Origin of the sequence: Halobacillus alkaliphilus, assembly GCF_900113125.1 — a bacterium.
In the GTDB taxonomy this organism is placed as follows: domain Bacteria; phylum Bacillota; class Bacilli; order Bacillales; family Halobacillaceae; genus Halobacillus; species Halobacillus alkaliphilus.
In genome coordinates this window covers 42,175-63,481 of record NZ_FOOG01000007.1, presented here as the reverse complement: position 1 = coordinate 63,481, position 21,307 = coordinate 42,175, and the positions used below count along the sequence as shown (strand labels likewise).

The 21,307-nt window shown below is 42.3% G+C and carries 19 protein-coding genes and 1 pseudogene; 17 read left to right on the top strand and 3 right to left on the bottom strand.

What is annotated here, in order from left to right; genetic code table 11:
* Positions 1 to 21: 21 nt before the first annotated feature.
* A complete protein-coding gene (locus tag BMZ06_RS06175; RefSeq protein ID WP_089751164.1) occupies positions 22 to 504 on the bottom strand; it encodes a flavodoxin domain-containing protein in 483 nt (160 codons plus the stop codon).
* Positions 467 to 1,399 (bottom strand): hypothetical protein, encoded by a 933-nt coding sequence (locus BMZ06_RS06170; RefSeq protein WP_245755960.1) that lies wholly within the window; start codon positions 1,397 to 1,399, stop codon positions 467 to 469. The genes BMZ06_RS06175 and BMZ06_RS06170 overlap by 38 nt, the downstream gene beginning before the upstream one ends.
* Positions 1,400 to 1,925: 526 nt before the next feature.
* On the opposite strand from BMZ06_RS06170, the gene BMZ06_RS06160 reads away from it, so the two are divergent.
* From BMZ06_RS06160 to BMZ06_RS06085, 17 genes and pseudogenes are all read left to right on the top strand, one after another.
* The gene (locus tag BMZ06_RS06160; RefSeq protein ID WP_089751158.1) at positions 1,926 to 3,116 is read left to right on the top strand and encodes a CdaR family transcriptional regulator; all 1,191 of its coding nucleotides are present in this window, start codon (positions 1,926 to 1,928) and stop codon (positions 3,114 to 3,116) included.
* A 135-nt stretch (positions 3,117 to 3,251) separates the two neighbouring features.
* Positions 3,252 to 4,970, top strand: a complete 1,719-nt coding sequence (locus BMZ06_RS06155) for a sugar phosphorylase (RefSeq protein WP_089751156.1) — start codon at positions 3,252 to 3,254, stop codon at positions 4,968 to 4,970.
* Between the two features lie 2 nt (positions 4,971 to 4,972).
* Positions 4,973 to 6,130 (top strand): glycerate kinase, encoded by a 1,158-nt coding sequence (locus BMZ06_RS06150; RefSeq protein WP_089751154.1) that lies wholly within the window; start codon positions 4,973 to 4,975, stop codon positions 6,128 to 6,130.
* A complete protein-coding gene (locus BMZ06_RS06145) occupies positions 6,127 to 7,752 on the top strand; it encodes a sodium:solute symporter family protein (RefSeq protein ID WP_089751152.1) in 1,626 nt (541 codons plus the stop codon). The genes BMZ06_RS06150 and BMZ06_RS06145 overlap by 4 nt, the downstream gene beginning before the upstream one ends.
* Positions 7,753 to 7,763: 11 nt before the next feature.
* Positions 7,764 to 8,306: a hypothetical protein gene (locus tag BMZ06_RS06140; protein WP_089751149.1), complete on the top strand. Its 543-nt coding sequence runs from the start codon at positions 7,764 to 7,766 to the stop codon at positions 8,304 to 8,306.
* Between the two features lie 169 nt (positions 8,307 to 8,475).
* Positions 8,476 to 8,886, top strand: a pseudogene (locus BMZ06_RS21255) (transposase); the annotation flags it as partial.
* Positions 8,887 to 9,184: 298 nt separating this feature from the next.
* Positions 9,185 to 10,309 carry a histidinol-phosphate transaminase gene (hisC, locus tag BMZ06_RS06130; RefSeq protein ID WP_089751145.1) on the top strand — a complete coding sequence of 375 codons (1,125 nt, stop codon included), beginning with the start codon at positions 9,185 to 9,187 and terminating at the stop codon, positions 10,307 to 10,309.
* Between the two features lie 2 nt (positions 10,310 to 10,311).
* Entirely contained in the window at positions 10,312 to 11,382 is a 1,071-nt protein-coding gene (gene pdhA, locus BMZ06_RS06125) for a pyruvate dehydrogenase (acetyl-transferring) E1 component subunit alpha (RefSeq protein WP_089751254.1), read from the top strand.
* Positions 11,379 to 12,377: an alpha-ketoacid dehydrogenase subunit beta gene (locus tag BMZ06_RS06120; protein ID WP_089751144.1), complete on the top strand. Its 999-nt coding sequence runs from the start codon at positions 11,379 to 11,381 to the stop codon at positions 12,375 to 12,377. The genes pdhA and BMZ06_RS06120 overlap by 4 nt, the downstream gene beginning before the upstream one ends.
* 12 nt (positions 12,378 to 12,389) lie before the next feature.
* Entirely contained in the window at positions 12,390 to 13,625 is a 1,236-nt protein-coding gene (locus BMZ06_RS06115; protein WP_089751142.1) for a dihydrolipoamide acetyltransferase family protein, read from the top strand.
* Positions 13,626 to 13,749: 124 nt separating this feature from the next.
* Entirely contained in the window at positions 13,750 to 15,180 is a 1,431-nt protein-coding gene (gene nhaC, locus BMZ06_RS06110) for a Na+/H+ antiporter NhaC (protein WP_089751141.1), read from the top strand.
* Between the two features lie 24 nt (positions 15,181 to 15,204).
* Positions 15,205 to 16,062, top strand: a complete 858-nt coding sequence (locus BMZ06_RS06105) for a CE1 family esterase (protein WP_089751139.1) — start codon at positions 15,205 to 15,207, stop codon at positions 16,060 to 16,062.
* Between the two features lie 349 nt (positions 16,063 to 16,411).
* Positions 16,412 to 17,197 (top strand): fumarylacetoacetate hydrolase family protein, encoded by a 786-nt coding sequence (locus tag BMZ06_RS06100; protein ID WP_089751137.1) that lies wholly within the window; start codon positions 16,412 to 16,414, stop codon positions 17,195 to 17,197.
* Complete coding sequence (locus tag BMZ06_RS06095) at positions 17,194 to 17,940, top strand: fumarylacetoacetate hydrolase family protein (RefSeq protein WP_089751136.1); 747 nt, start codon at positions 17,194 to 17,196, stop codon at positions 17,938 to 17,940. The genes BMZ06_RS06100 and BMZ06_RS06095 overlap by 4 nt, the downstream gene beginning before the upstream one ends.
* Before the next feature lie 18 nt (positions 17,941 to 17,958).
* On the top strand, positions 17,959 to 18,339 hold the full coding sequence (locus tag BMZ06_RS06090) for a 5-carboxymethyl-2-hydroxymuconate Delta-isomerase (protein ID WP_089751134.1): 381 nt from the start codon (positions 17,959 to 17,961) through the stop codon (positions 18,337 to 18,339).
* A 100-nt stretch (positions 18,340 to 18,439) separates the two neighbouring features.
* On the top strand, positions 18,440 to 18,559 hold the full coding sequence (locus BMZ06_RS21200; RefSeq protein ID WP_342708561.1) for a symporter small accessory protein: 120 nt from the start codon (positions 18,440 to 18,442) through the stop codon (positions 18,557 to 18,559).
* Complete coding sequence (locus BMZ06_RS06085; RefSeq protein WP_089751131.1) at positions 18,556 to 20,148, top strand: sodium:solute symporter family protein; 1,593 nt, start codon at positions 18,556 to 18,558, stop codon at positions 20,146 to 20,148. Before BMZ06_RS21200 ends, BMZ06_RS06085 begins: the two co-directional genes overlap by 4 nt.
* A 187-nt stretch (positions 20,149 to 20,335) precedes the next feature.
* On the opposite strand, the gene BMZ06_RS06080 is transcribed toward BMZ06_RS06085, so the two are convergent.
* The gene (locus tag BMZ06_RS06080; RefSeq protein ID WP_089751129.1) at positions 20,336 to 21,232 is read right to left on the bottom strand and encodes a LysR family transcriptional regulator; all 897 of its coding nucleotides are present in this window, start codon (positions 21,230 to 21,232) and stop codon (positions 20,336 to 20,338) included.
* Positions 21,233 to 21,307 lie beyond the last annotated feature (75 nt).

Below are 21,307 nucleotides of genomic sequence, written 5' to 3'. Positions count from 1 at the left end.
CTAAATGGAGGACCCCACTTACTAGTGAGGTTCTGCCAGCTTTTCAGCCGTGTGATCAATTATTTCCCCTGACAACTGAGAGGAACTGTTTTTAACGCCTTTCATGCGCAAAATGGACTTCTCTAATAGATTTAACTGATCCATATGAATCTCGTGACCAGCCACTTCTTTAACGACGGCATGGTCGTACAGTTTTTCTGGAAAGTTATCCTTCAGCTCCTGAACTCGCAGAGAAGGATCTGGTTCTCCGGCGCAGATGTAGAGCGCCAATTTCTTCTGGAGCAGTTCCGCCTCCTTTTCCTCCGCAAACTGCCTTAATTCTTTTTGAATCTTCCCCATATAAATAGAACCTCCGAGAATGATTGTATCGAAATCTTGTAAAGACGGGATACTCTCCTTTGTGACAGATCTTACCTGGACATCTCCCGGCAATTTGTCATGTAATCTATACGCTACCTTTCTAGCACTACCGTGTTTGGTGCCGTAAACGATTAGTGTTTTCATGGGAAGGACCTCCTGTAACAGATTTATGTTCCTTTACGTGTTTCAACATAAGAATAAGACAGTACACCACGAAGATATTCAATAATGGAAATAGGGATAGTTCTATAATGGAAACAGCCTCTCCAGCTCTCATAATGTTAGCCATCATAGCTGTGATGGCAGTCAGCATCGTCATACCTTTTACGATGAGGATGGTTGCAAGCAAATAACCAAATGCATGTTTTCGAAGGACGAGTACGCCGGATAGAATAGCTGCGGGTACGATAAAACTGAGATCTAGCACTTGGATGACAAGCGTCGTATAATGTTCGAGACCGGTGGGCGGGGTATTGTTAATAATAGCTGGCAGGATTCGGCTTAGCCATAAAGCGAGCAGTAGAAACGCAAGGAAAAACAAGAATCCAGCGATTGTTTTTACAGGGATAGTAGCATCAAAGGATTGATGCAGCTTTTCATAATCGAATGACATCATGGTTAACGTGAAGGCAAAAAACGAAGTGGAAAGCAAGACAACATACAGTAAGAAGAAATCATTATACATGAGTAGCAAAGCATACGAGGCATAGGTGTACAAAAAGTATCCAATTGTTCCAGCAAGAAGGATTCGTCCCTTCATACTTCCTCTTCTAGCCCAGTGTAACGAGAACCATAATAATGGCAGTCCTAATAAAAGGGTTACCCAGTCCTGAGCGATCACCTGAGCGGCTGCACTCACCGAGTCTAATTGATATAACCCTTTCCCGTATAATGGTATATTCTCTCCTTGAATCGATTGAAATGAAGTGGAGGGAGAACTATGGCTCGATGAAACACCAATGGATGCTACGAATAGTGAAACGATACTTGCAAAATAGACCAGCCAGGTTATTTCTTTTTTGAACTTCAACTTTCCCACCTCCTAAATCCTTTCTCACTTCTGTTATATCATGGTGAGGAGGTGGATATAGGAAGCAATGATGACTTTATTGTGAATTATTTCACATACATGTACATTGTGACTAATTAACTGCAAGTAAGTATTGGATAGATGGTAAAAGATGGCGAAGTTTTGCTGGATCCTTTAGGAATATGAGAGTCGTGTATGTTAACAGCTATAGATGAGCCTCATACTTCAAGGGTTAAAATAAATGGCATTTACGGGCAAGCTTTGAAGAAAGAAGTTGGGTTTGTAGGAGAATTGAAAATGAATGGTGTAGACTAATTCCGTTAACAACGATATATTATGGAAGGTTTTATGCGAGTAATGAACTATGGTAGTAAAATTCTAGCTCTTATTGAAAGTTCTATATGCCTAAGGGATAAGGATACTTACTCATTTATCTTTCATGGGGAAGGTTTAATATTTTCCGACATACATATGGCTGCCATTCATTCTCATGTACAATGTGATTTACTAAGTGAAAAAATGGAGGATTCGTTAAATGCTGATACCTAAAGAAGTCGCACAGTCAATCGTGCACGAAACAGAATCTATTATGAATAGAAACATCAATTTCATGGACGAAGAAGCTAAAATTATCGCAAGCTTGAATCCGGATCGCATTGGAGATTTTCATGAAGGTGCAGCTGAAGTTTTACGAACTAAGCAAAAAATAGTCATATCCTCCAATGAAACCTATCAGGGGGCTAAACCCGGCATCAATTTACCTGTAAGACTCCATGAACAGGTAGTCGGAGTGATTGGTATTACTGGTGATCCAGAGGAAGTCAATCAATTGGGATCTCTCTTACAACGGATGACTGAAATCTTAATCAAAGAAGCCTACTTAGAAGAACAAGTAGAACTTGAAAATCAGGCAAGGGAAACATTTGTTAAAGAGTGGGTTAGTAATCGTTTTGACGATGAGAAGCTATTTGCAGCACGCGGCTGGATGTTTGGTATCAATATATATAAGTCCAGGGTGGCTGTTCTTTTAGAAATGAGTGGTTTCCAAGAATATTGGCATAAGAGAATCGAAAAGTCAGATGTGGATGTTAAAGAGGAACTTAACTTACAACGGTACAGACGCGCTTTAGAAAGCTTAATTTCACAGCATTTCCCTGAAAAGAACGAGCATGTTTTAATACCTAACGGAAGCTCTAGCTACATGCTTTTATTGTCAGTTGATGAACATAAGGAAAATCAGAAGCAGAAAAATTTAATCACTTACAGGATTAAAGAAATTCAACAGGCTCTGGAAGTAACCTATAAGCAAAAGAGTGTAGCGGGTGTTGGAAGTCTTTGTGGTTCACCGGGAGAATTATGGAGGTCAGTGGAAGAAGCGGAGCGGGCGCTGCGGTTCGGAGTCGATCACCAACGACCTTTATATTATTTTGAAGATCTTGGTGTAGAAGCATTTATGTATGATTTATCTGAATCGTTCAGACAGGATTTTATCCAACGTAAACTCCGCCCTTCTCAATTAAAATTAATACCTGATTGTCTGCATACACTGGAAATTTTTTATAAAAACAACGGGTCGATTAAAGATACAGCTGAAGTTCTTCATATTCATAAGAACACCCTGCAGTACCGAATAAAAAAGATAGGCGAAGTGACAGGATATGACCCCCGTAATATCAATGATTCAACGTTAATTCAAATAGCATTGGCGTTTTATAAGATAACTTGAAAGATAGCTTAACAGGTTTTTGGTTCTTATACTAAAAATTCATGGGTTTTGGGGTGTTATTTTTATGTTTTGTAACATAGAAAATGCTCTGTATCTTTCTTATGATAGCGTTAACACACATAGGAGGGAACAGAAATGAGTCAAAATAGTATAGATACAATCAAACAAAATCTATATAAAGTTTACGGAGATGAAAAAGGTTCTCGAATTTTGAAAGCGATTTATAAGCTGATTGACCAATATAAACAAGGTACCCAGCCGAAAGAATGGGTAGATGAAAAAGATGTCATGTTGATCACTTATGGTGATTCTGTAAAAAACTCAACCCAAAAACCTTTGCATACCTTAAAAGAATTCTTAAATGAGTATGTAGGAGATACGATTAATTCTGTTCATATTCTGCCTTTTTATCCTTACACGTCGGATGACGGTTTTTCAGTCCAAGACTATTTAAAAGTAGACCCGGAACTCGGAAACTGGGAACAGATACATAAGCTTGCAGAGGATTATGATCTTATGTTTGATGCCGTAATCAACCATATTTCAAGTAAGAGTGATTGGTTTCTAAAATATTTAAAAGGTGATCCTTCCTATCAGGATTATTTTGTAGAGTCTGATCCATCCCTTGACCACAGCTCGATTGTCAGGCCGCGAGCATTACCTTTACTTACAGAAGTCGAGCATGCAGAGGGGACAAAGTACGTTTGGACAACCTTCAGTGAAGATCAAATCGATCTGAATTATGAGAGTGAAGCATTATTCTTAGAAGTGCTTGAAATTCTTGCCCAGTACGTTCAACACGGAGCGCGATACCTTAGACTCGATGCGATAGGGTTTTTATGGAAACGCTTAAATACGACTAGTATTCATTTGGATGAAACGCATCGAATCGTCCAGGTGATGCGCGATGTGCTTGAAGAAATTTCCCCTGGCACTATCATCATTACAGAGACGAATGTTCCGCACAAAGATAACATCAGCTACTTCGGTGATGGTTCAAATGAAGCGCATATGGTCTACCAATTCCCACTTCCACCGCTGACGCTCAATGCTTTTCTCTCGGGAAATGCCAAGCATCTCTCTGAGTGGGCAGATTCGCTTGAACCGACTAGTGAACACACTTCCTTTTTTAATTTCCTAGCCTCCCATGATGGGGTCGGATTACGTCCAGTGGTAGGAATCCTGGAGGAAGCTGAAGTACAGAAGATGGCCGAGCGCGTAAAACGAAATGGAGGCTATGTATCTTATAAAGATAACGGGGATGGAACGAAAAGCCCTTATGAACTGAATATCAACTATTTGAGTGCTTTGAAGAAAGAGGATGATACGCAGCAGAAAACCGTTGATCGGTTTATTGCAGCACAATCTATTCTGTTATCAGTTAAAGGCGTCCCGGGCATTTATATTCATAGTATTTTAGGCTCTGAGAATGATCAGAAAGGCGTTGAGGCGACTGGACGAAACCGTTCGATCAATCGGGAAAAATTGTTTGTAGAAGACTTGGAGCAAGAACTGAAAAAAGATGGGAGTTTACGTGAAAGAATATTCAACCGGTTTATGGATCGTATTGAGAAAAGAAAAGCTGAAATAGCGTTCCATCCAAATGCTGACCAAAAAGTGCTTTTTCTAGACGACAGGTTGTTTACGATCGTTCGTACTCATGAAGAAACCGAAGAAAAACTAGTTGCGATCATTAACGTATCCGAACAGCAATTGGAAGTTTCGACAGATTCCTTGAAAGAAGAATTAGGAAATAAAGCACTTATAGATGTAATTAGTGAGTCGAACTATCCTTCAGAATTATCGACTCTTACAGTAGAACCCTATCAAGCCTTGTGGTTAAAGGAGGCCTAGAAATGAGGATTATTGTCGCACCTGATTCATTCAAGGGCTCAATGAGCAGTGCAAAAGCATGTTCGGCTGTTGAATCCGGAGTGAGATCTTATTCTCCTTCTTGTGATATTAAATCCATCCCTATTGCTGATGGCGGAGAAGGTACGGTTGAAGCTATCGTTAAGATATCAGGTGGCGAAATCGTTTCTGAAATGGTACGGGATCCACTAGGGCGAGAGGTGGTTGCTGAATATGGATGGGTGAATGAGACTAAAACGGCTATCGTAGAGACAGCTGCGGCTTCGGGTCTTCCGCGACTCAAGAGCGAGGAGTTAAATCCATTGAAGGCTTCCACCTATGGTACTGGCCAGCTTATTCAAGCAGCTCTTGACCGGGGAGCAGAAAGAATCATCCTTGGCTTAGGAGGAAGTGCTACGGTAGATGCCGGTACGGGTTGTTTTCAGGCGCTTGGTGTGAAGTATTTCAACGATGAAGGAACCGAATTGAAGATGAATGGTGAAGCCTTACAACACGTGGCTAAAATTGAAACTCAGGATGCGGCTGAACGCTTTAAGGAAGTAGAGTGGATCATCGCCTCTGACGTAACCAATCCGCTGTTGGGAGAGCAAGGTGCGATTTCAGTTTTTGGGCCGCAAAAAGGGGTGGCGGCTGGAAGTTTGCCATACTTTGAATCAGCCATGCAGCGATACGCTTCAGCTTTAGAACACCATACCGGTAAAGTGGTCAGAGATCACGAAGGTAGTGGTGCCGCAGGAGGCTTCGGTTTCACCTTGTTCAGCCTTTTGGAAAATCTTCATGTGGAAAGTGGTTTTGAATTGATCGCCCAACTTGGAGAGTTAGAAAACCATATTAAGGACGCGGATCTTGTCATCACAGGTGAAGGTAAAATGGACATGCAGACGTTTTATGGAAAAGGACCGATCGGAATCGGCCGATTAGCACGAAAGGCAAGTGTTCCTTGTATCGCTTTTACAGGGAAATCAGAAGGCGATATGAGTTTGGCTAAGGAAGAGGGCATTTCAGCGGTCCTTCCTATTGTAGACGAGCCCATGACACTAAAGGAAGCTATGGAGTGTGGGCCTGAACTTCTGAAAAGAGCAAGCAGGCGCTTTATGGAGATCTACCATTTGAAACAACAGAGAGGAGAAGTTCATAAATGAGCAGTTTTACTTTAATCGATTACGTTATCTTTATTGTTTATATTCTTGGAACCGCTTTAGTAGGTGCAGCCTTTGGTAAAAAACAAAAATCAACGAAGGATTATTTCCTTGGAGGCAGAAGTATTCCGTGGTGGGCCATCGGTTTATCCGTTATGGCGACTCAAGCCAGTGCGATTACCTTTATTGGTGCCCCTGGATGGGGATATGACGGCGGTCTGACGCGCATGACCACGTTCATTAACGTACCGTTGGCCATGGCTTTCTTAATTGCAACGATTGTTCCCTTTTTCTATAAAACTGAAGTTTATACTGCTTATGAATACCTGGAGCGTCGTTTTGACGTTAAAACTAGAACATTAACCGCTGCATTATTCCTTATTGCGCGTGGCCTTGCAACAGGGGTTGTCCTCTATGCACCGGCACTTGTTCTATCTGTTGTAACAGGTATGGACTTAAGTCTCACAATCATTTTGATGGCAGTGATTGCCGTTTCCTACACTGTGCTTGGCGGAATTAGTGCCGTTATTTGGACAGACGTCATTCAAATGGTCGTGCTATGGGTAGGAGCTGGACTGAGTGTCTTTGTCATCTTTCAGGATGTCCCTGGAGGATGGGGCGAAGTAATGACCACTGCCGCTCAAACGGGGATGCTAGAATCACTGGACTTTTCATTTGATTTATCCGTAGAGTACAGCATTTGGGCTGGAGTCATCGGTGGTTTCTTCCTTCATGCTGCTTATTTTGGTACCGACCAGAGTCAAATTCAACGGGTGCTTACGAGTAAATCGATTCGTGAAAGTAAGCTATCCCTTGTGTTAAGCGGGGTTTTGATGATCCCTCAGATGCTTCTCTTCCTATTGATTGGTGTGCTTCTATATATTTATTATCAATATGCAGGCGACCCAAATATTGAGAACTTGAACGAACTCTTTCCGCGATTTGTTGTTAATGAACTGCCTGTTGGGATATCTGGATTAATTATGGCCGGAGTATTTGCTGCCGCGATGTCCAGTCTTGACTCAGCATTGAACTCTTTATCTGCCGTATCTGTCCGAGACTTTTATAGTAAATTCTTTAAGAAAAATGCGTCGGAAGAACATTATTTGAAAGCTTCCCGTTACGCCACAGTTTTCTGGGGAATCTATGCAACGATCTTTGCATTTTTTGCTGGCAATTTAGGACCTGTCATTGAGGCGGTTAACAAAGTCGGTTCTTATTTTTACGGAGCACTTCTCGGTGTTTTCATCCTGGCTATTTTTACAAAACGTGTAAATGGTACCGGGGCTTTTACTGGGGTTATTGCTGGAATGATCTCCGTTTGGGCAGTAACCGCTTTTGGAGAGATTTCCTGGTTGTGGAATAACCTTGTCGGTGCAGTGGTAGCTGTGGGCGTAGGATATGTGGTAAGTAAGTTCTCTAAAGCACCGTCTGCAGAAAAAGTGGACGGGCTCACCATTGACCGTACGAGCAAGGATGTTCAGAATAACCTTGCTTCTCGTGCTGAAGCTGCAAGCTCAGTAGAAAGTGTGGAGCAAGAAAAGCGAACGAAGAGATGGCCGCTTTACTTGGTTATCTATTTCTTCGTAGTGATCGCATTCCTGCTTTATCTACAAAACCTGTAGGAGGTTGAATCATGACAAACTATTTAAAACCGCTTGTCGATCAACAGGAAGCTACAATGAAAATGAACGATTACCTCCACTCCAACTGGTGGAAAAAGATTAGGCAGACAAATAAGTTAACCTCAATCGAACAAGTGTATGTCCCGTTTTGGTGCTTTAATTACGAAGCCACCACCCATGCTGTTCAGGACGGTATGGAAGGACGAATTGCAATTGAACCTTTAAGCCAGATGAATGCTATTTTACCGGTGGATTATGCTATTCATACTACTGAGGAAAACCTCTTCCCTGTGCAAGAGACTCTCAGTAAAGATACAGCCAAAAGTGTTATCTACTGGGAACTCTTTGCTAAAGAAAAAAGAAGAGAGAAAATCGATGTGACGATTAAAGACCAGTGGCTTGTGTATGTGCCATATTGGATTGGCTACACACAAAACCGAAACCGCACTTACGATATCATAGCGGTTGATGCGCTTAACGGAAAAGTGGATCTTCCTATGAAAGATACGGTGCTTTCCTATTTGTGTAATGTGGATGAGACTGGACTAGGATAATAGATTTAATGGAGGCAGCCTGAATAGGCTGTCTTTATTTTATCTAATGGAATCCCTATTCCTGATTTTTTATTTCCTTATACTTGGATTGATGACGTACGATATTTTGTATAAAAGCTCTTGAAGACAAAAAAAGAGGTAGGGTATCTTCATAGTTAACGACCAACTCATCGTCATCGGTGTAACGGAAGACGGCTTTCGTGACATATCGGCTTCTATGCCGGAGATCAGCAAAGCTCTTTTGGCTGGCAGGAAGTCATTTCTGATATCTACCACCGTGGTTGTGAGAAGTTTTTTCTCGGTATTTACGAAGGTCTTCCTTGCCTGGAAGAAGCAATGAAAGCTTTCTATCAGTCCAACAGTAATGAAGAAGCTAAAAAGCAGTTGGACGCCTTCTGCGATACATGGCAGAAGATATATCCCGAAATCACCAGATCTTGGAGGGAGGACTTTAGCGTACTGACTACGTTCTCGAATTATCCTTCCTCTATTCGGCCGATAATCTACACGACAAATATCACTGAGCGTACCATGAAAGAATTCAAGAAACATTTGAAGACGGATTAACAGCCTGCCCTCGAATTATAGGAAATGATTAACCCCTTAGGTGATCCATTTTATGGATTACCTAAGGGGGTTTTTTTGTTTTTTATTAAAAAGATAAATAAGTTTTCGATAAATTAAGACAAATTTTTCATTCTGCAATTAATGTAAAGTCCTGTAATGACAAGATTTAGGCGTTATCCAATAAAAAAGTTTTAATGCGATAACGTAGTTAAACTTTAAATGGCATTCTTGATGGAAAATTTAGATAATTCTAAAATAAACATTGGTGATAATAATTTCCTGAAAATGGATGTCAGAAAGGGGAAAAGTTTATGGTAAAACCACGTCCACAAATCGATCAGATTGCGATGTATTCTCCGGGGAAACCGGTGGAAGAATTAAAGCGGGAAAAAGGACTTTCAAAAATTGTAAAGATGGCTTCCAACGAGAATCCTTTTGGTTATTCTCCGCTTGCAGCAGAAGCAATACGTGCTGAGATGAAGGAAATTCCGTTATATCCGGAGGTTACTTCACCGCTGCTGGCAGAAAAATTAGCGAATAAACTCGCTGTGTCATCTAATCAAGTCGTATTTGGAAATGGTTCAGATGAGATTATCCGATTACTAACTAGAACTTACATAAACGAAGGTGATGAGGTATTGATGGCAGGGGTGACATTTCCACGCTACAAAACAAATGTCATCATCGAAGGCGGCGTTCCCATTGAGATTGAGATGGAGGAGGGAGGCGTGCACGATTTAGAGGAAATGGGCGAATCCTTTAACGAGAAAACAAAAATGGTGTTCGTCTGCAATCCTAATAACCCCACTGGCACGATCGTACATAAAGAACGTTTAAAGGCTTTTATTAAAAAAGTCCCCTCCCACGTCATAGTTGTGATGGATGAAGCTTATTATGAATACACAGATTCCTCTCAATATTTGGAAACTGTCCCGTTACTCGATCAGTACAAAAATATGGTGATTTTACGGACTTTTTCAAAAGTCTACGGTCTAGCAGCGTTAAGAATTGGCTACGGACTAATGGCAACTGAAATGGTAAACGATCTCCATAAAGTTAAAGAGCCATTTAATATCAACCGACTGGCTCAAGCAGCGGCCTCCGCTTCTTTGGATGATGATGAGTTTCTTTATGAAAGCATTCGATTGAATAAAGAGGGGCGCGAGTTATTAGCGAAGCAATTCGAAGCTATGAATCTATCTTATTTTCCAACACAAACCAACTTCATTATGGTTGATATCGGCTTTCCTGCTAAAGAGGTTTATGAGTATCTATTAAATCTTGGAGTGATTATCCGACCAGGTCACTTAATGGGATATCCGACAATGATTCGTGTAACTATTGGTGAGCAGAAAGACAATCAATACTTCATCGACTGTCTGGAAGCCTATTTGAAAGAGCAGCAAAAAGATGAAAAAGGGGTGTTGAAGCAATGAACATGCTTGAGAAATTTCCAATAATGCAATACATCAGTGAAGAAGGGGAAGCTGTTAATTCCGAAATAACGGACATGCTGACGGCTGATTTGCTCAAACTGTTTTATGAAAAGATGTTGAGAGCGCGCATGATGGACAAAAAGTGCGTAAACCTTCAACGCCAGGGTAGAATCGGAACTTATGTACCTTATGAGGGGCAGGAAGCGGCCCAAGTGGGCAGTGCTTTAGCGGTTGAGGAAGGTGACTGGATGTTCCCAACTTACCGGGATCATGCGGCAACGATGACATTCGGTCACTCGCTCCGCAATCTATTATTATATTGGGTCGGCCGTATAGAAGGTGGGATCCCTCCCGAAGGAAAGAACATCTTTCCACCAGCGGTTCCAATCGCCTCTCAGCTGCTTCACGCTACCGGAGTCGCCTGGGCAGAGAAAAAGAAAAACACAGACCGGGTTTCCCTCGTGTACTTTGGAGATGGTGCAACATCGGAAGGGGATTTCCATGAAGGGCTAAATTTTGCAAGCGTTTTCAAAGTTCCGGTCGTCTTCTTTAACCAGAATAATGGTTATGCCATCAGCGTGCCAATGGAAAAGCAGATGAACTCAAAAACGATTGCTCAAAAAGGATTAGGTTATGAAATTCCAAGTATTCGAATCGATGGAAATGATATTGCGGCTGTTTATCTAGAAACAAAAAAGGCAGTAGAACGAGCTCGCAACGGTGAAGGACCGACGCTTATTGAAGCCGTCACATGGAGATATGGTGCTCACACGACAGCGGATGATCCGTCGAAATACCGTGATCAAGCAGAAATCGATAACAGAAGAAAAACTACCGACCCGCTGTCAAGGTTGGAAAAGTATATGAAAAATGAAGGGATCTGGGATGAAGAGTGGTTAACGAATACTGAGAATAAAATCACAAATGAAATCAACACGGCTCTAGATGAAATGCAAAAGTACCCTGAGGCGAATATTGATGATGTGTTTGAAAACGTATTTGAAAAGCTGACTTGGACGCTGGAAGAACAGCGGGAACAACATAGGAAGATAAAGAGGGGGCAAATGTCATGACGACTGCTATTCAAGTGAAGAAATTAACGATGGTTCAGGCAGTGACAGATGCATTGAGAACGATGCTTGAAGAAGATGAATCCGTCATCGTTCTTGGGCAGGATGTAGGGAAAAACGGAGGCGTTTTCCGTGCCACAGAAGGATTATTCGCTCAGTTTGGGGAAGAACGTGTTATCGATACTCCGCTTGCCGAATCAGGAATCATTGGAACATCGATCGGTCTTTCTATTAATGGTTTTCGTCCAATCGCTGAGATGCAGTTTTTAGGCTTTATCTATCCAGCATTCAATCAACTAATGACCCATGCCACTAGGATGAGGCAACGTACGATGGGACGTTATACGGTGCCGATGGTTATTAGAGCTCCTTACGGGGCAGGAGTAAAAGCACCGGAAATTCATTCAGATAGTGTAGAAGCTTTATTTACGCAAATTCCTGGACTGAAGGTTGTGATTCCATCAAATGCCTATGATGCCAAAGGGTTGCTGATCGCAAGTATTGAAGATCCGGACCCGGTGCTTTTTTTAGAGCCAATGAGAAGTTATCGCTCGCTCCGTACGGAGGTCCCTGAAGAAAAATATACAGTCGAGCTCGGAAAAGCTTCCTATCAGAAGAAAGGAAATGACGTTACGTTGCTAACATGGGGAGCGATGGTGCCGGATACTATGAAAGCTGTCGAACATTTCGAAAAGCAGCAAAACGCTACATGTGAGGTTATTGATTTAAGAACGCTTTACCCATTAGATAAAGAAACCATCCAGGAATCTGTAGAGAAGACAGGTCGTGCCGTTATTGTGCATGAAGCGCCAGCGACGGGTGGAGTTAACGGAGAAATAATATCCGTTATTAATGATTCTGCCTTTTTCTATTTGAAAGCTCCCATTCAAAAGGTTACGGGTTTTGACACACCAGTGCCTGTGTATTCTCTCGAAAAAGAATACCTGCCAAGCAGTGAAAAAATAATTCATGCCATCAATAAGGCATTATCATACTAGGAGGTCCGGAGCATGGATGTAAAATTGCACGATATTGGGGAAGGAATGCATGAAGCTGAAATTCTTTATTATTTTGTGAAAAAAGGGGACTTTGTGAAAAATGACGCTCCTCTTATTGAAGTTCAGACAGACAAAATGACGGCTGAACTGACCGCGCCAGCAGAAGGAGTCATTGAGGACATTCATTATGCCGTAGGCGATGTGATCGAAGTGGGGACGACCATTTTAACGATGAGATCTGAACAAAAGCAGTCCTCTAAGCAACAAGTACTTGCTGGACAGGCGCCAAGTACAGAGACGTCTCAAAGTTCTGGACCAAGAAACTTCAATTGGGACCTTCCATCTACTCGAGTGAAGGCTTCCCCTCATACAAGGAGGGTTGCCAGAGAACAGGGCATCAAGATTGAAGAGGTTCAGGGGACAGGAAAAGGAGGAAGGATCCTCGATGAAGATGTCTTCGCTTTTATGGAAGCGAAGTCGCAGCCTTCTCCTGTTAAAGAAGAAGAGGAAGTGAAAAAACAGCAGCCAGTCGAACGAGAAAGACAGCAGCAAACTATTCCATTCAAAGGCCGAAGAAAACAAATTGCCAAAAAAATGACCCAATCGCTTTATACGGCTCCCCACGTCACTCATTTTGATGAAGTGGATATGACGGAAGTATTAAAGCTGAAAGATCAGCTGAAGAAAGGCACAGACCGTCGTCCAGGTATCCAAGTATCGGTTGCCGCCTTTTTTATCAAAGCTCTCCAGCTATCCCTTAAAGAATTTCCGATATTTAACTCTAAGTTAGACGAAGAGAAAGGAGAAATCCTTTTAGAATCGTCTTATAATATCGGACTCGCCACCGGAACTGACGAAGGGTTAATCGTACCTGTTTTAAAAAACGTTGAAAATCTATCATTAGTAGAGATCCATAAACAGATGAAAGACTTAACGAAAAAGGCGGTGGATAATAAGCTTTCTGGACAGGACTTACGGGGAGGGACCTTTACCATTAGTAACGTCGGTCCGATGGGAAGCACCGGAGCGACACCGATTTTAAATTATCCGGAAACGGGCTTGATGGCCTTCCATAAAACGAAGAAAATGCCCGTAGTAATTGATGAGGAAATTGTCATCAGACAGATGATGAATGTGACGCTGACTTTTGATCACCGAGTTGCCGACGGTTCTCAATCAGTTGCCTTCACGAACCGGTTCATTGACTATATTGAAAACCCATATGGAATGTTAGTCGAGTTAATATAGATAGAACCGATAGCTGTAGGCGTGCAGGTTCGATCCTCGCGCTTTACTGGTGGCTAAAATGAGGTTAATCAAGAAAGGAAGAAAACGGTAGAATTTTTTCAATAATCCTGGAGAGGGGAATTACATGGAAAAAAGAAAGCCTTCGTTTCTCGTTTCGAGTCTTGTTATTCTTTTGATCATTGCCATCCTTGGAGTCAGCATTTTAGTCTATGGCACAGCGCCTCATATTCCAATTGTCATTGCTGCGGTGATTGTTACGTTGTATGGACTTAGATTAGGGTACAAGTGGAAAGAGTTAGAAAGAGCTATGACAAAAGGAGTCTCGTATGGTGTCCCTGCCATCATTATCTTAAGCTTGATCGGAATAACAGTTGGTGTCTGGGTATTGAATGGTACCGTTCAAACCATTACATACTACGGTCTGCAAGTACTATCTCCATCCCTGTTTTTAGTTAGTGCTGTAATTATTACAGCCGTAGTAGCCACGATGACGGGAAGTTCCTGGAGTGCCATTAGTACAATCGGGATTGCCTTGATGGGCGTGGCTTATGGGATGTCTATTTCTCCAGCTGTAACGGCCGGTGCTATTGTAAGCGGCGCATTGTTTGGAGATAAATTGTCCCCTCTATCGGATACGACAAACTTGGCTGCAGCTACAGCTAAAGTTGATATTTTCCAGCATATCCGCCATATGCTTTGGACAACCATTCCAAGCTTAATTATTACGCTCGGGATCTTTGCAGCAATTGGAATATTTTCCAGTAGAGAGGCAGCCGATATAGGAAAAGTAGAATCGATGATGACGACGTTGAATAATGAATTTATGCTGACACCCGTCACGCTTATTTCTCCTCTGCTTATTATCATTCTTGCTTTTAGAAAAGTTAGTCCGATTCCATCTTTGATTATCGGGTTGATGGCTGCAGTACTCACTACTTTTTATACGGTTCCAGGGGTGTCCCTTGGTACAATTATGAATACAGCGCATTTCGGGTACACGGCGGATACAGGAGTAGAAGCAATTGATAACTTATTGTCACTAGGCGGGTTAGATAGTATGCTATTTGGTGTATCGCTAATTTTGATAGCGCTTTCATTCGGGGGTATCATAAGGGAAATCGGCTTAGCTCATGCCATTATTGCAGGTTTAAAAAGTTTCTTGAGAAGCCGTGGCAATGTTATCACGTCTACCGTTTTATCTTGTATAGGAATCAATGTTGTTGTAGGTGAACAGTATCTGTCTATAATTCTTCCAGGGCAAATGCTTGAGGAAAGTTATGAGCAGACGAATCTTCATCCTAAAAATATGTCCCGGACGCTTGAAGATGCGGGGACTCTCGTCCACCCTTTAATTCCATGGGGGGTAACGGGAGCGTTTATTATGACCACCTTGAATGTCGGAATCGGTTATATTCCGTTTTCGTTTATCTGTTTTATTTCTCCGATTATTGCCATCATTTATGGCTACACGGGCTTTACACTCACTCCGCTCGCAACGGAAGATGTGGTGGATTTTGAAAAGCAACGAGTTTCATCAGGAACAGGAAGTCATTAATATAATGAGAAAAGGAAGATCATCTTGGAAGTTCTCGGACCAGTAACCATGACATTTGAAGAAAGAAATCGAACCTTTTATTACAGTCTACCTGAGCATATGGAGCCGTGTTTACCTGTTGTTTTCTGCTTTCATGGCGCTGGAAGCAGTGCAAGGCACCATATGAAAGTTACAGCATTCCACAAACTCTCAGAAGATCATCAAGTTATAACCGTCTTTCCTGATGCAGTTCATTTCGATCCTTCAGACCGGATGACAAAGCAGTGGAATGAAGGCAGAGAGAAAAATACGGCGTTTCAGCGGAAGGTCAATGATGTCGGGTTTGTGTTGGAATTGATTGAATGGTTTAAACAACGGTATCCCGTGGATGAAAGCAGAATTTATGCCACGGGGTTCTCCAACGGATCGGCCTTCAGCTTGAGGCTTGGACTTGAATGCCAGGATGTTTTTGCCGGGGTGGGAGGAGTTTCAGGCCCCCTGGTCAAAGATTTAGCCGAGAAGTTTCAATGGAGCAAACCTATGCCGATGCTTTTCATCATGGGAACGGGTGATAAGCTCGTGCCTTATGATGGCTATTATGATTCAACCTACATGATTGACCAGCTGCTCTCTGCAGAAAAAACAGTTGAGTTTTTTGTAGCATCTTGGGGAGACAGTGGAAACAATCATTACGAGCGGGTTATGGAGGACGAAGAATTCTCCATTATAAAAAACTCTTACCCGCAAGAAGAAGAGAAAGTTGTGTTCTACTCCATTGAAGGTGGAGGACACACGTGGCCTGGAGGACCGTTGTCGCAAGCATCCTCCTTAACCGGAAAAGTAGCCGGCCAGCTGGACGCGACGAAGATACTTTTTGACCATTTAACTAAAATTCAAAGATAATCAAGGAAGGAGCCGATTTTCGGCTCTTTTTTTGGTAGATTACAGTGGTGCAAAGTAAGAGAAGAGCTCTGAGGTCTTTAGGGCAGAGAAAATTTATCTTCTAGCTGAATAGAAATCGAGTTGATCTTCCTATAATCATATGAACGCCAAAAATATTAAGTATAAAGAGGTGGGCATGATCAGTTAAAGTGAGTTGTTTACCTAATAAAACAGAGTTATATTTTTTTCATATGCAAAACGAACTTAATCAATATTTTATATATAAAAGGTCGAGTGTTACTTTGTAATTACATGATAATTGTGAATATTTTACAAAATGACATGATTCTTACTAGAAGGAGTGAATGGAATGCCCAAAGCGAAAGCTAAATTTAGCGGCAGGTTGCAGATGCAGGAAATTGACGTTCATCTGAATGAAGGTACTGTTCAATGGAATGGAAGTGTAGATTCATCCAATTATACCTGGGATCCCCCGATATCAGGTACGGTTTACGGTACATTACTAAACTATCAAGGTGCACTGGATCAAATGGAAGACGCCTTACATCAGGATCCCTACAAATCCCCTCCAAAAGCTCCGATTCTCTATATCAAACCTAAAAACACGATTACTGGGAATCAGACCGTTATCCCCATGCCTGAGGATGTATCAGAACTTGAAGTGGGAGCCTGTCTTGGCCTCGTGATCGGGGAAAAAGCTTCACGGGTCAGTGAGGATGAAGCCATGAGCTATATTGAGGGCTATACAATTGTTAATGATATTAGTGTCCCTCATGAAAGCGTTTTTAGACCGGCGGTTAAGCATAAATCACGTGATGGATTTTGTCCTGCAGGTCCGTGGATCGTAGAGCGTGATGACGTACCGACCCCTGACAACCTGACTATTCGTGTCTATGTGAATGGGGAATGTAAGCAAGAAAATCATACAGGGAATCTAGTTCGTTCGGTTGCGCAGCTGCTTTCAGATGTCACCGAATTTATGACCCTTGAAAAAGGTGATACGCTGCTTGTCGGTATTCCAGAAAATCCTCCTCGTGTAAAGGATGGGGACCAAATTCGAATAGATATTGAGCAGGTAGGCGTCCTTGAAAATAAGGTAAAAAAAGAAGCAGCCGTAGGAGGGATTAGATTATGAAGACAGCACGGGTAGCTTTTCAAGGCGGAATTTATAAGGCGACGGAGCATTCTGAAGGTATTCAACTGGACAATGGTCAGCAAGTGGCGGAGGAAGAGGTGGTTTGGCTGCCCCCAATTGAGCCTCAAACAAGTTTTGCACTTGGATTAAATTATTTTGATCATGCGAGCGAGCTTTCTTTCAATGCACCGGAAGAGCCGCTTGTATTTTTGAAAGGACCAAACACTTTTGTCGGTCACCGAGGCAAAACCTATCGTCCTTCTGATGTGACTCATATGCATTATGAATGTGAACTGGCTGTCGTCATTGGGCGAGAAGCAAAAAACGTGAAAAAAGAAGACGCATACAGTTATATTTCCGGCTATACGATTGCCAATGACTATGCGGTTCGTGATTACTTGGAAAATTATTACCGGCCCAACTTGCGAGTAAAGAACCGGGATCATTGCACGCCGATTGGCCCGTGGCTGGTCGATGCCGCAGAAGTTCAAGACCCTATGAATCTAGCTTTGCGTACGTATGTGAATGGCGAACTGGTGCAGGAAGGCTCCACGAAGGATATGATTTTTGATATCCCTGAGCTCGTTGAATATTTAAGCAGCTTTATGACGCTAAGTCCAGGGGATCTTATCCTGACAGGTACCCCCAAAGGAACAGTGGATACAAAAGTAGGAGACGAGGTCATTACAGAGATTGTAGGCTTAGGACGCCTGGTCAATACGATTACCGGGGAGCCAAGCTGACAAGAAGGAGGAAGAATCATGCCGCATGTGATTGTAGAATATACGGATAACCTAAGTCCTCAGACGGATATTCAAAGTCTGCTCCATAAGCTGGGTCAGGTGTTAATTGAACTTGGTGATACCTATCCGGTTGGTGGAATCCGTGTAAGGGCCCATAAAGTCACGGAGTATCGCATTGCTGATGGGAAAGAGGATGACTCGTTCGTTCATACAACGTTAAAAATAGGAAAAGGCAGAAGTGAAGAAGCAAAGCAGGCCACCTGCGAAAAACTATTTGATGTGATGAAGGAACACTTTGCTTCGATTCTTGAAGAAAAATACTTAGCTTTGTCTCTGGAACTAGTAGAGTTTCAGCATAAAACCTATAAACATAACAATATCCACAGCCGGTTTAGATAGAAATGATAAAGGACCTGAATAAGGTCTTCTTCTTTTAGGATTGGTGAAAGCGCTTTCTGTAAAAACACTCTTAGCACCCCAATATTAAAGGAGGGCGAATATGTTAGGTATTGAAGATGTGTCTGTTGCATTTGTGTGGGTCGCTACCGTGTTGTCCGCACTTGGCTGTGTGATTTACGGGGCCGTCATGTGGAATCGGGGCGGAGGTGAGCGAGAGTGAACCTATCTGTATTAATCCCTTTATGTCTGGCTTACATCGGTGTTATGTCTCTGTTAGCGTATTATGGCTATAAAAAGACAACGTCTGAAGCGGACTATCTAGTAGGCGGAAGGAATATTAACCCCATCGTTATGGCTTTGTCTTACGGAGCTACGTTTATTAGTACGTCCGCCATGGTCGGCTTTGGAGGTGTTGCTTCTATTTATGGATTAAGTCTATTGTGGCTTGCTTTCTTAAATATTGTGCTGGGAATCTTCGTGGCTTTTGCTGTATTTGGTAAAAAGATACGCAGGCTCTCGCTGAAATTAGACGCTACGACTTTCCCTTCTTTATTAGGAAAGCATTATAATTCGAAGTTCATTACGGTATTCTCAGGTGTGGTCATTTTCATCTTTATGCCTGCCTACACTAGTATTGTGTTGATAGGCGGTGGTCGCTTCCTGCAGGAAACCTTGTCGATGAACTTTAATGCAGCATTATTGATTCTTGCCGTGATTATCGCACTTTACGTCATTGGTGGAGGTATTAAGGCCGTCATGTATACCGATGCCTTCGCTGCTGTGATCATGCTCATCGGGATGGCGATCTTCTTATTTACCAGTTATCAAGCGGTAGGGGGCATTGTGGATGGTCATCAGGCACTGGCATCACTTAAATCGATGGTTCCTGATTCCCTCGCATCTCAGGGACATCAGGGGTGGACAAGTATGCCGGAATTGGGCTCGCCAATGTGGTGGACACTTGTCAGCACGATTATCATGGGCGTCGGTATTGGGGTTCTTGCACAGCCTCAGTTAGCGATGCGTTGCATGACCGTAAATAACGACCGTGCTCTTTATCGCTCTGTTCTTGTGGGTGGAATTTTTATCTTTTTCATGACAGGAGCGGCTTACATGATCGGTCCGCTCAGTAATGTATATTTTATGGAAACAGCGGGACAACTTTCGATTAGTGTAGCGGGTGGAAACCCTGATCTTGTCATTCCAAAGTTTATCAATACACTCATGCCCGGTTGGTTCATCTATGTATTTACGCTCACTCTTCTGTCAGCGACGATTTCTACCGTAAGCTCTCTTATCCACGTACAGGCAAGTGCGTTTGGTGAAGACATCCTGAAAACATTAGGCATTCGATCCGTGTTAGGAAATGTTATAAGCCCAGCACGCCTTGGGGTCATTGTTGGTGTCATTTTATCTGTAATTCTTGCTTACCTTTTACCAGGAGGAGTCATCGCGCAGGCTACCGCTTTCTGGTTCGGAATTTGCGCTGCCGGGTTCCTTCCTGCGTTAGTTGGAGCGTTTTATTGGAAAAAAGCTTCCCGTGCAGGAGCAGTTTACAGTATTATTACCGGGTTTGGAGTCAGCATGTTCGGTTTCTTATTTTTGCATGAAAAGCAGTCAGTAGCCTTTGGTCTTTCTGAGGCTCTTTTTGGAAAAGGCTACCTTCTTGCTTACCCTTGGACCCATGTAGATCCTCTGTTCTATGCTTTACCTCTATCAACCACTGTGTTTATTGGTTTAAGTTTGTTCACTTCAAACAGGCAGATTGAAGAGGAGGGCGTTCAAACGGAAAGGGTAAACGCACGATAGCATAGTAATATAAAAAGAACTTCCAAATCTGTAGGAAGTTCTTTTTATATTAGATAAACACAAAATTGCTTGAGGAAGGATCGCCCAAGCAGGTTTTATGATCAAGCTATAAATGATACCTAAAGGAGTTATCCTCTCCAACCATAAGACTCACTACCTGCATTGCAAAGATTTCCTGCCTCAATCCTTATAAGTCAGTCTCGTTTAATTCAAACAATCGCAGCAACCTTCGCGAAGCTTTCGTTAGATACCGGTCTTTATGCCAGATAATTACAGCTTTCGCTTCAATATCCGCATTTCTAAACTCATAGCTCTTGATATTCGAAAAAGAAAACGCTTCTAAGGTAGAGCGCGGAACAATGGATGCTCCCATTCCATTAGCTACGAGTGATAATAGCATGGTTGGATCTGGGCATTCACAGATAACATTAGGGTCAAACCCATGCTTCCTGCACTCATCCACGACCAATTCAAATTGTCCCATACCGCTGATGCGGTGTAATAGCATTAACGGAATGCCTTTTAAGTCCTCGACTTCCACTTCTACAGTACCTGCCGAGAACACTTCCCAGTAGGCAGGGGTCACTAATACATAAGGTTCAGGAGAAAGAGGGATCATTTCAAATTCATCCCGTTCAAATGGAAGGCGGACAACGGCCATTTCAATTTCTCGTCTTCGAATACACTCGGCCAGAAAGTAGGTGTCTCCTTCTCTAAGTTGATAGGTCAGTTGGGGATACTGTTGTCTCAATTGATTTAACGGACCCGTTAAGGACGAAAAGCATGATTTGTTGGAACCTATTTGAAGAGTACCTGTAATTCCTTCATTGGTCTCTTTAACTTCTACAAGAGTTTCCTCTAACTCGTTAAGGATCTGACCTGCTTTTTGATAAAGCACTTCTCCTGCGCTCGTCAATTCGAGTTTACGACCATGGCGGTCAAACAGCTTCAGGTCAAGTTCTTCCTCTATCAATTTAATCTGCTGGCTGAGAGGAGGCTGAGCCATGTGTAGCTTTTTTGCTGCTTTTGTTACTTGCCTTTCCTCAGCAACTGTACGAAAATATCGTAATTGCTTAATATCCATTGTTTTATCCCCCATTAATTATGTATATGAAAATCATATGTAATATAGATATTATAGATATTTTTAATATAAATA

Excerpts from the sequence above, each read along its gene's own strand:
- hisC (WP_089751145.1), top strand. The coding sequence starts at position 9,185 with ATGGTAAAACCACGTCCACAAATCGATCAGATTGCGATGTATTCTCCG.
- BMZ06_RS06150 (WP_089751154.1), top strand. The coding sequence starts at position 4,973 with ATGAGGATTATTGTCGCACCTGATTCATTCAAGGGCTCAATGAGCAGT.
- nhaC (WP_089751141.1), top strand. The coding sequence starts at position 13,750 with ATGGAAAAAAGAAAGCCTTCGTTTCTCGTTTCGAGTCTTGTTATTCTT.
- BMZ06_RS21200 (WP_342708561.1), top strand. The coding sequence starts at position 18,440 with ATGTTAGGTATTGAAGATGTGTCTGTTGCATTTGTGTGGGTCGCTACC.
- BMZ06_RS06175 (WP_089751164.1), bottom strand. The coding sequence starts at position 504 with ATGAAAACACTAATCGTTTACGGCACCAAACACGGTAGTGCTAGAAAG.
- BMZ06_RS06155 (WP_089751156.1), top strand. The coding sequence starts at position 3,252 with ATGAGTCAAAATAGTATAGATACAATCAAACAAAATCTATATAAAGTT.
- BMZ06_RS06140 (WP_089751149.1), top strand. The coding sequence starts at position 7,764 with ATGACAAACTATTTAAAACCGCTTGTCGATCAACAGGAAGCTACAATG.
- BMZ06_RS06100 (WP_089751137.1), top strand. The coding sequence starts at position 16,412 with ATGCCCAAAGCGAAAGCTAAATTTAGCGGCAGGTTGCAGATGCAGGAA.
- BMZ06_RS06145 (WP_089751152.1), top strand. The coding sequence starts at position 6,127 with ATGAGCAGTTTTACTTTAATCGATTACGTTATCTTTATTGTTTATATT.
- pdhA (WP_089751254.1), top strand. The coding sequence starts at position 10,312 with ATGCTTGAGAAATTTCCAATAATGCAATACATCAGTGAAGAAGGGGAA.
- BMZ06_RS06115 (WP_089751142.1), top strand. The coding sequence starts at position 12,390 with ATGGATGTAAAATTGCACGATATTGGGGAAGGAATGCATGAAGCTGAA.
- BMZ06_RS06160 (WP_089751158.1), top strand. The coding sequence starts at position 1,926 with ATGCTGATACCTAAAGAAGTCGCACAGTCAATCGTGCACGAAACAGAA.
- BMZ06_RS06120 (WP_089751144.1), top strand. The coding sequence starts at position 11,379 with ATGACGACTGCTATTCAAGTGAAGAAATTAACGATGGTTCAGGCAGTG.
- BMZ06_RS06095 (WP_089751136.1), top strand. The coding sequence starts at position 17,194 with ATGAAGACAGCACGGGTAGCTTTTCAAGGCGGAATTTATAAGGCGACG.
- BMZ06_RS06080 (WP_089751129.1), bottom strand. The coding sequence starts at position 21,232 with ATGGATATTAAGCAATTACGATATTTTCGTACAGTTGCTGAGGAAAGG.
- BMZ06_RS06090 (WP_089751134.1), top strand. The coding sequence starts at position 17,959 with ATGCCGCATGTGATTGTAGAATATACGGATAACCTAAGTCCTCAGACG.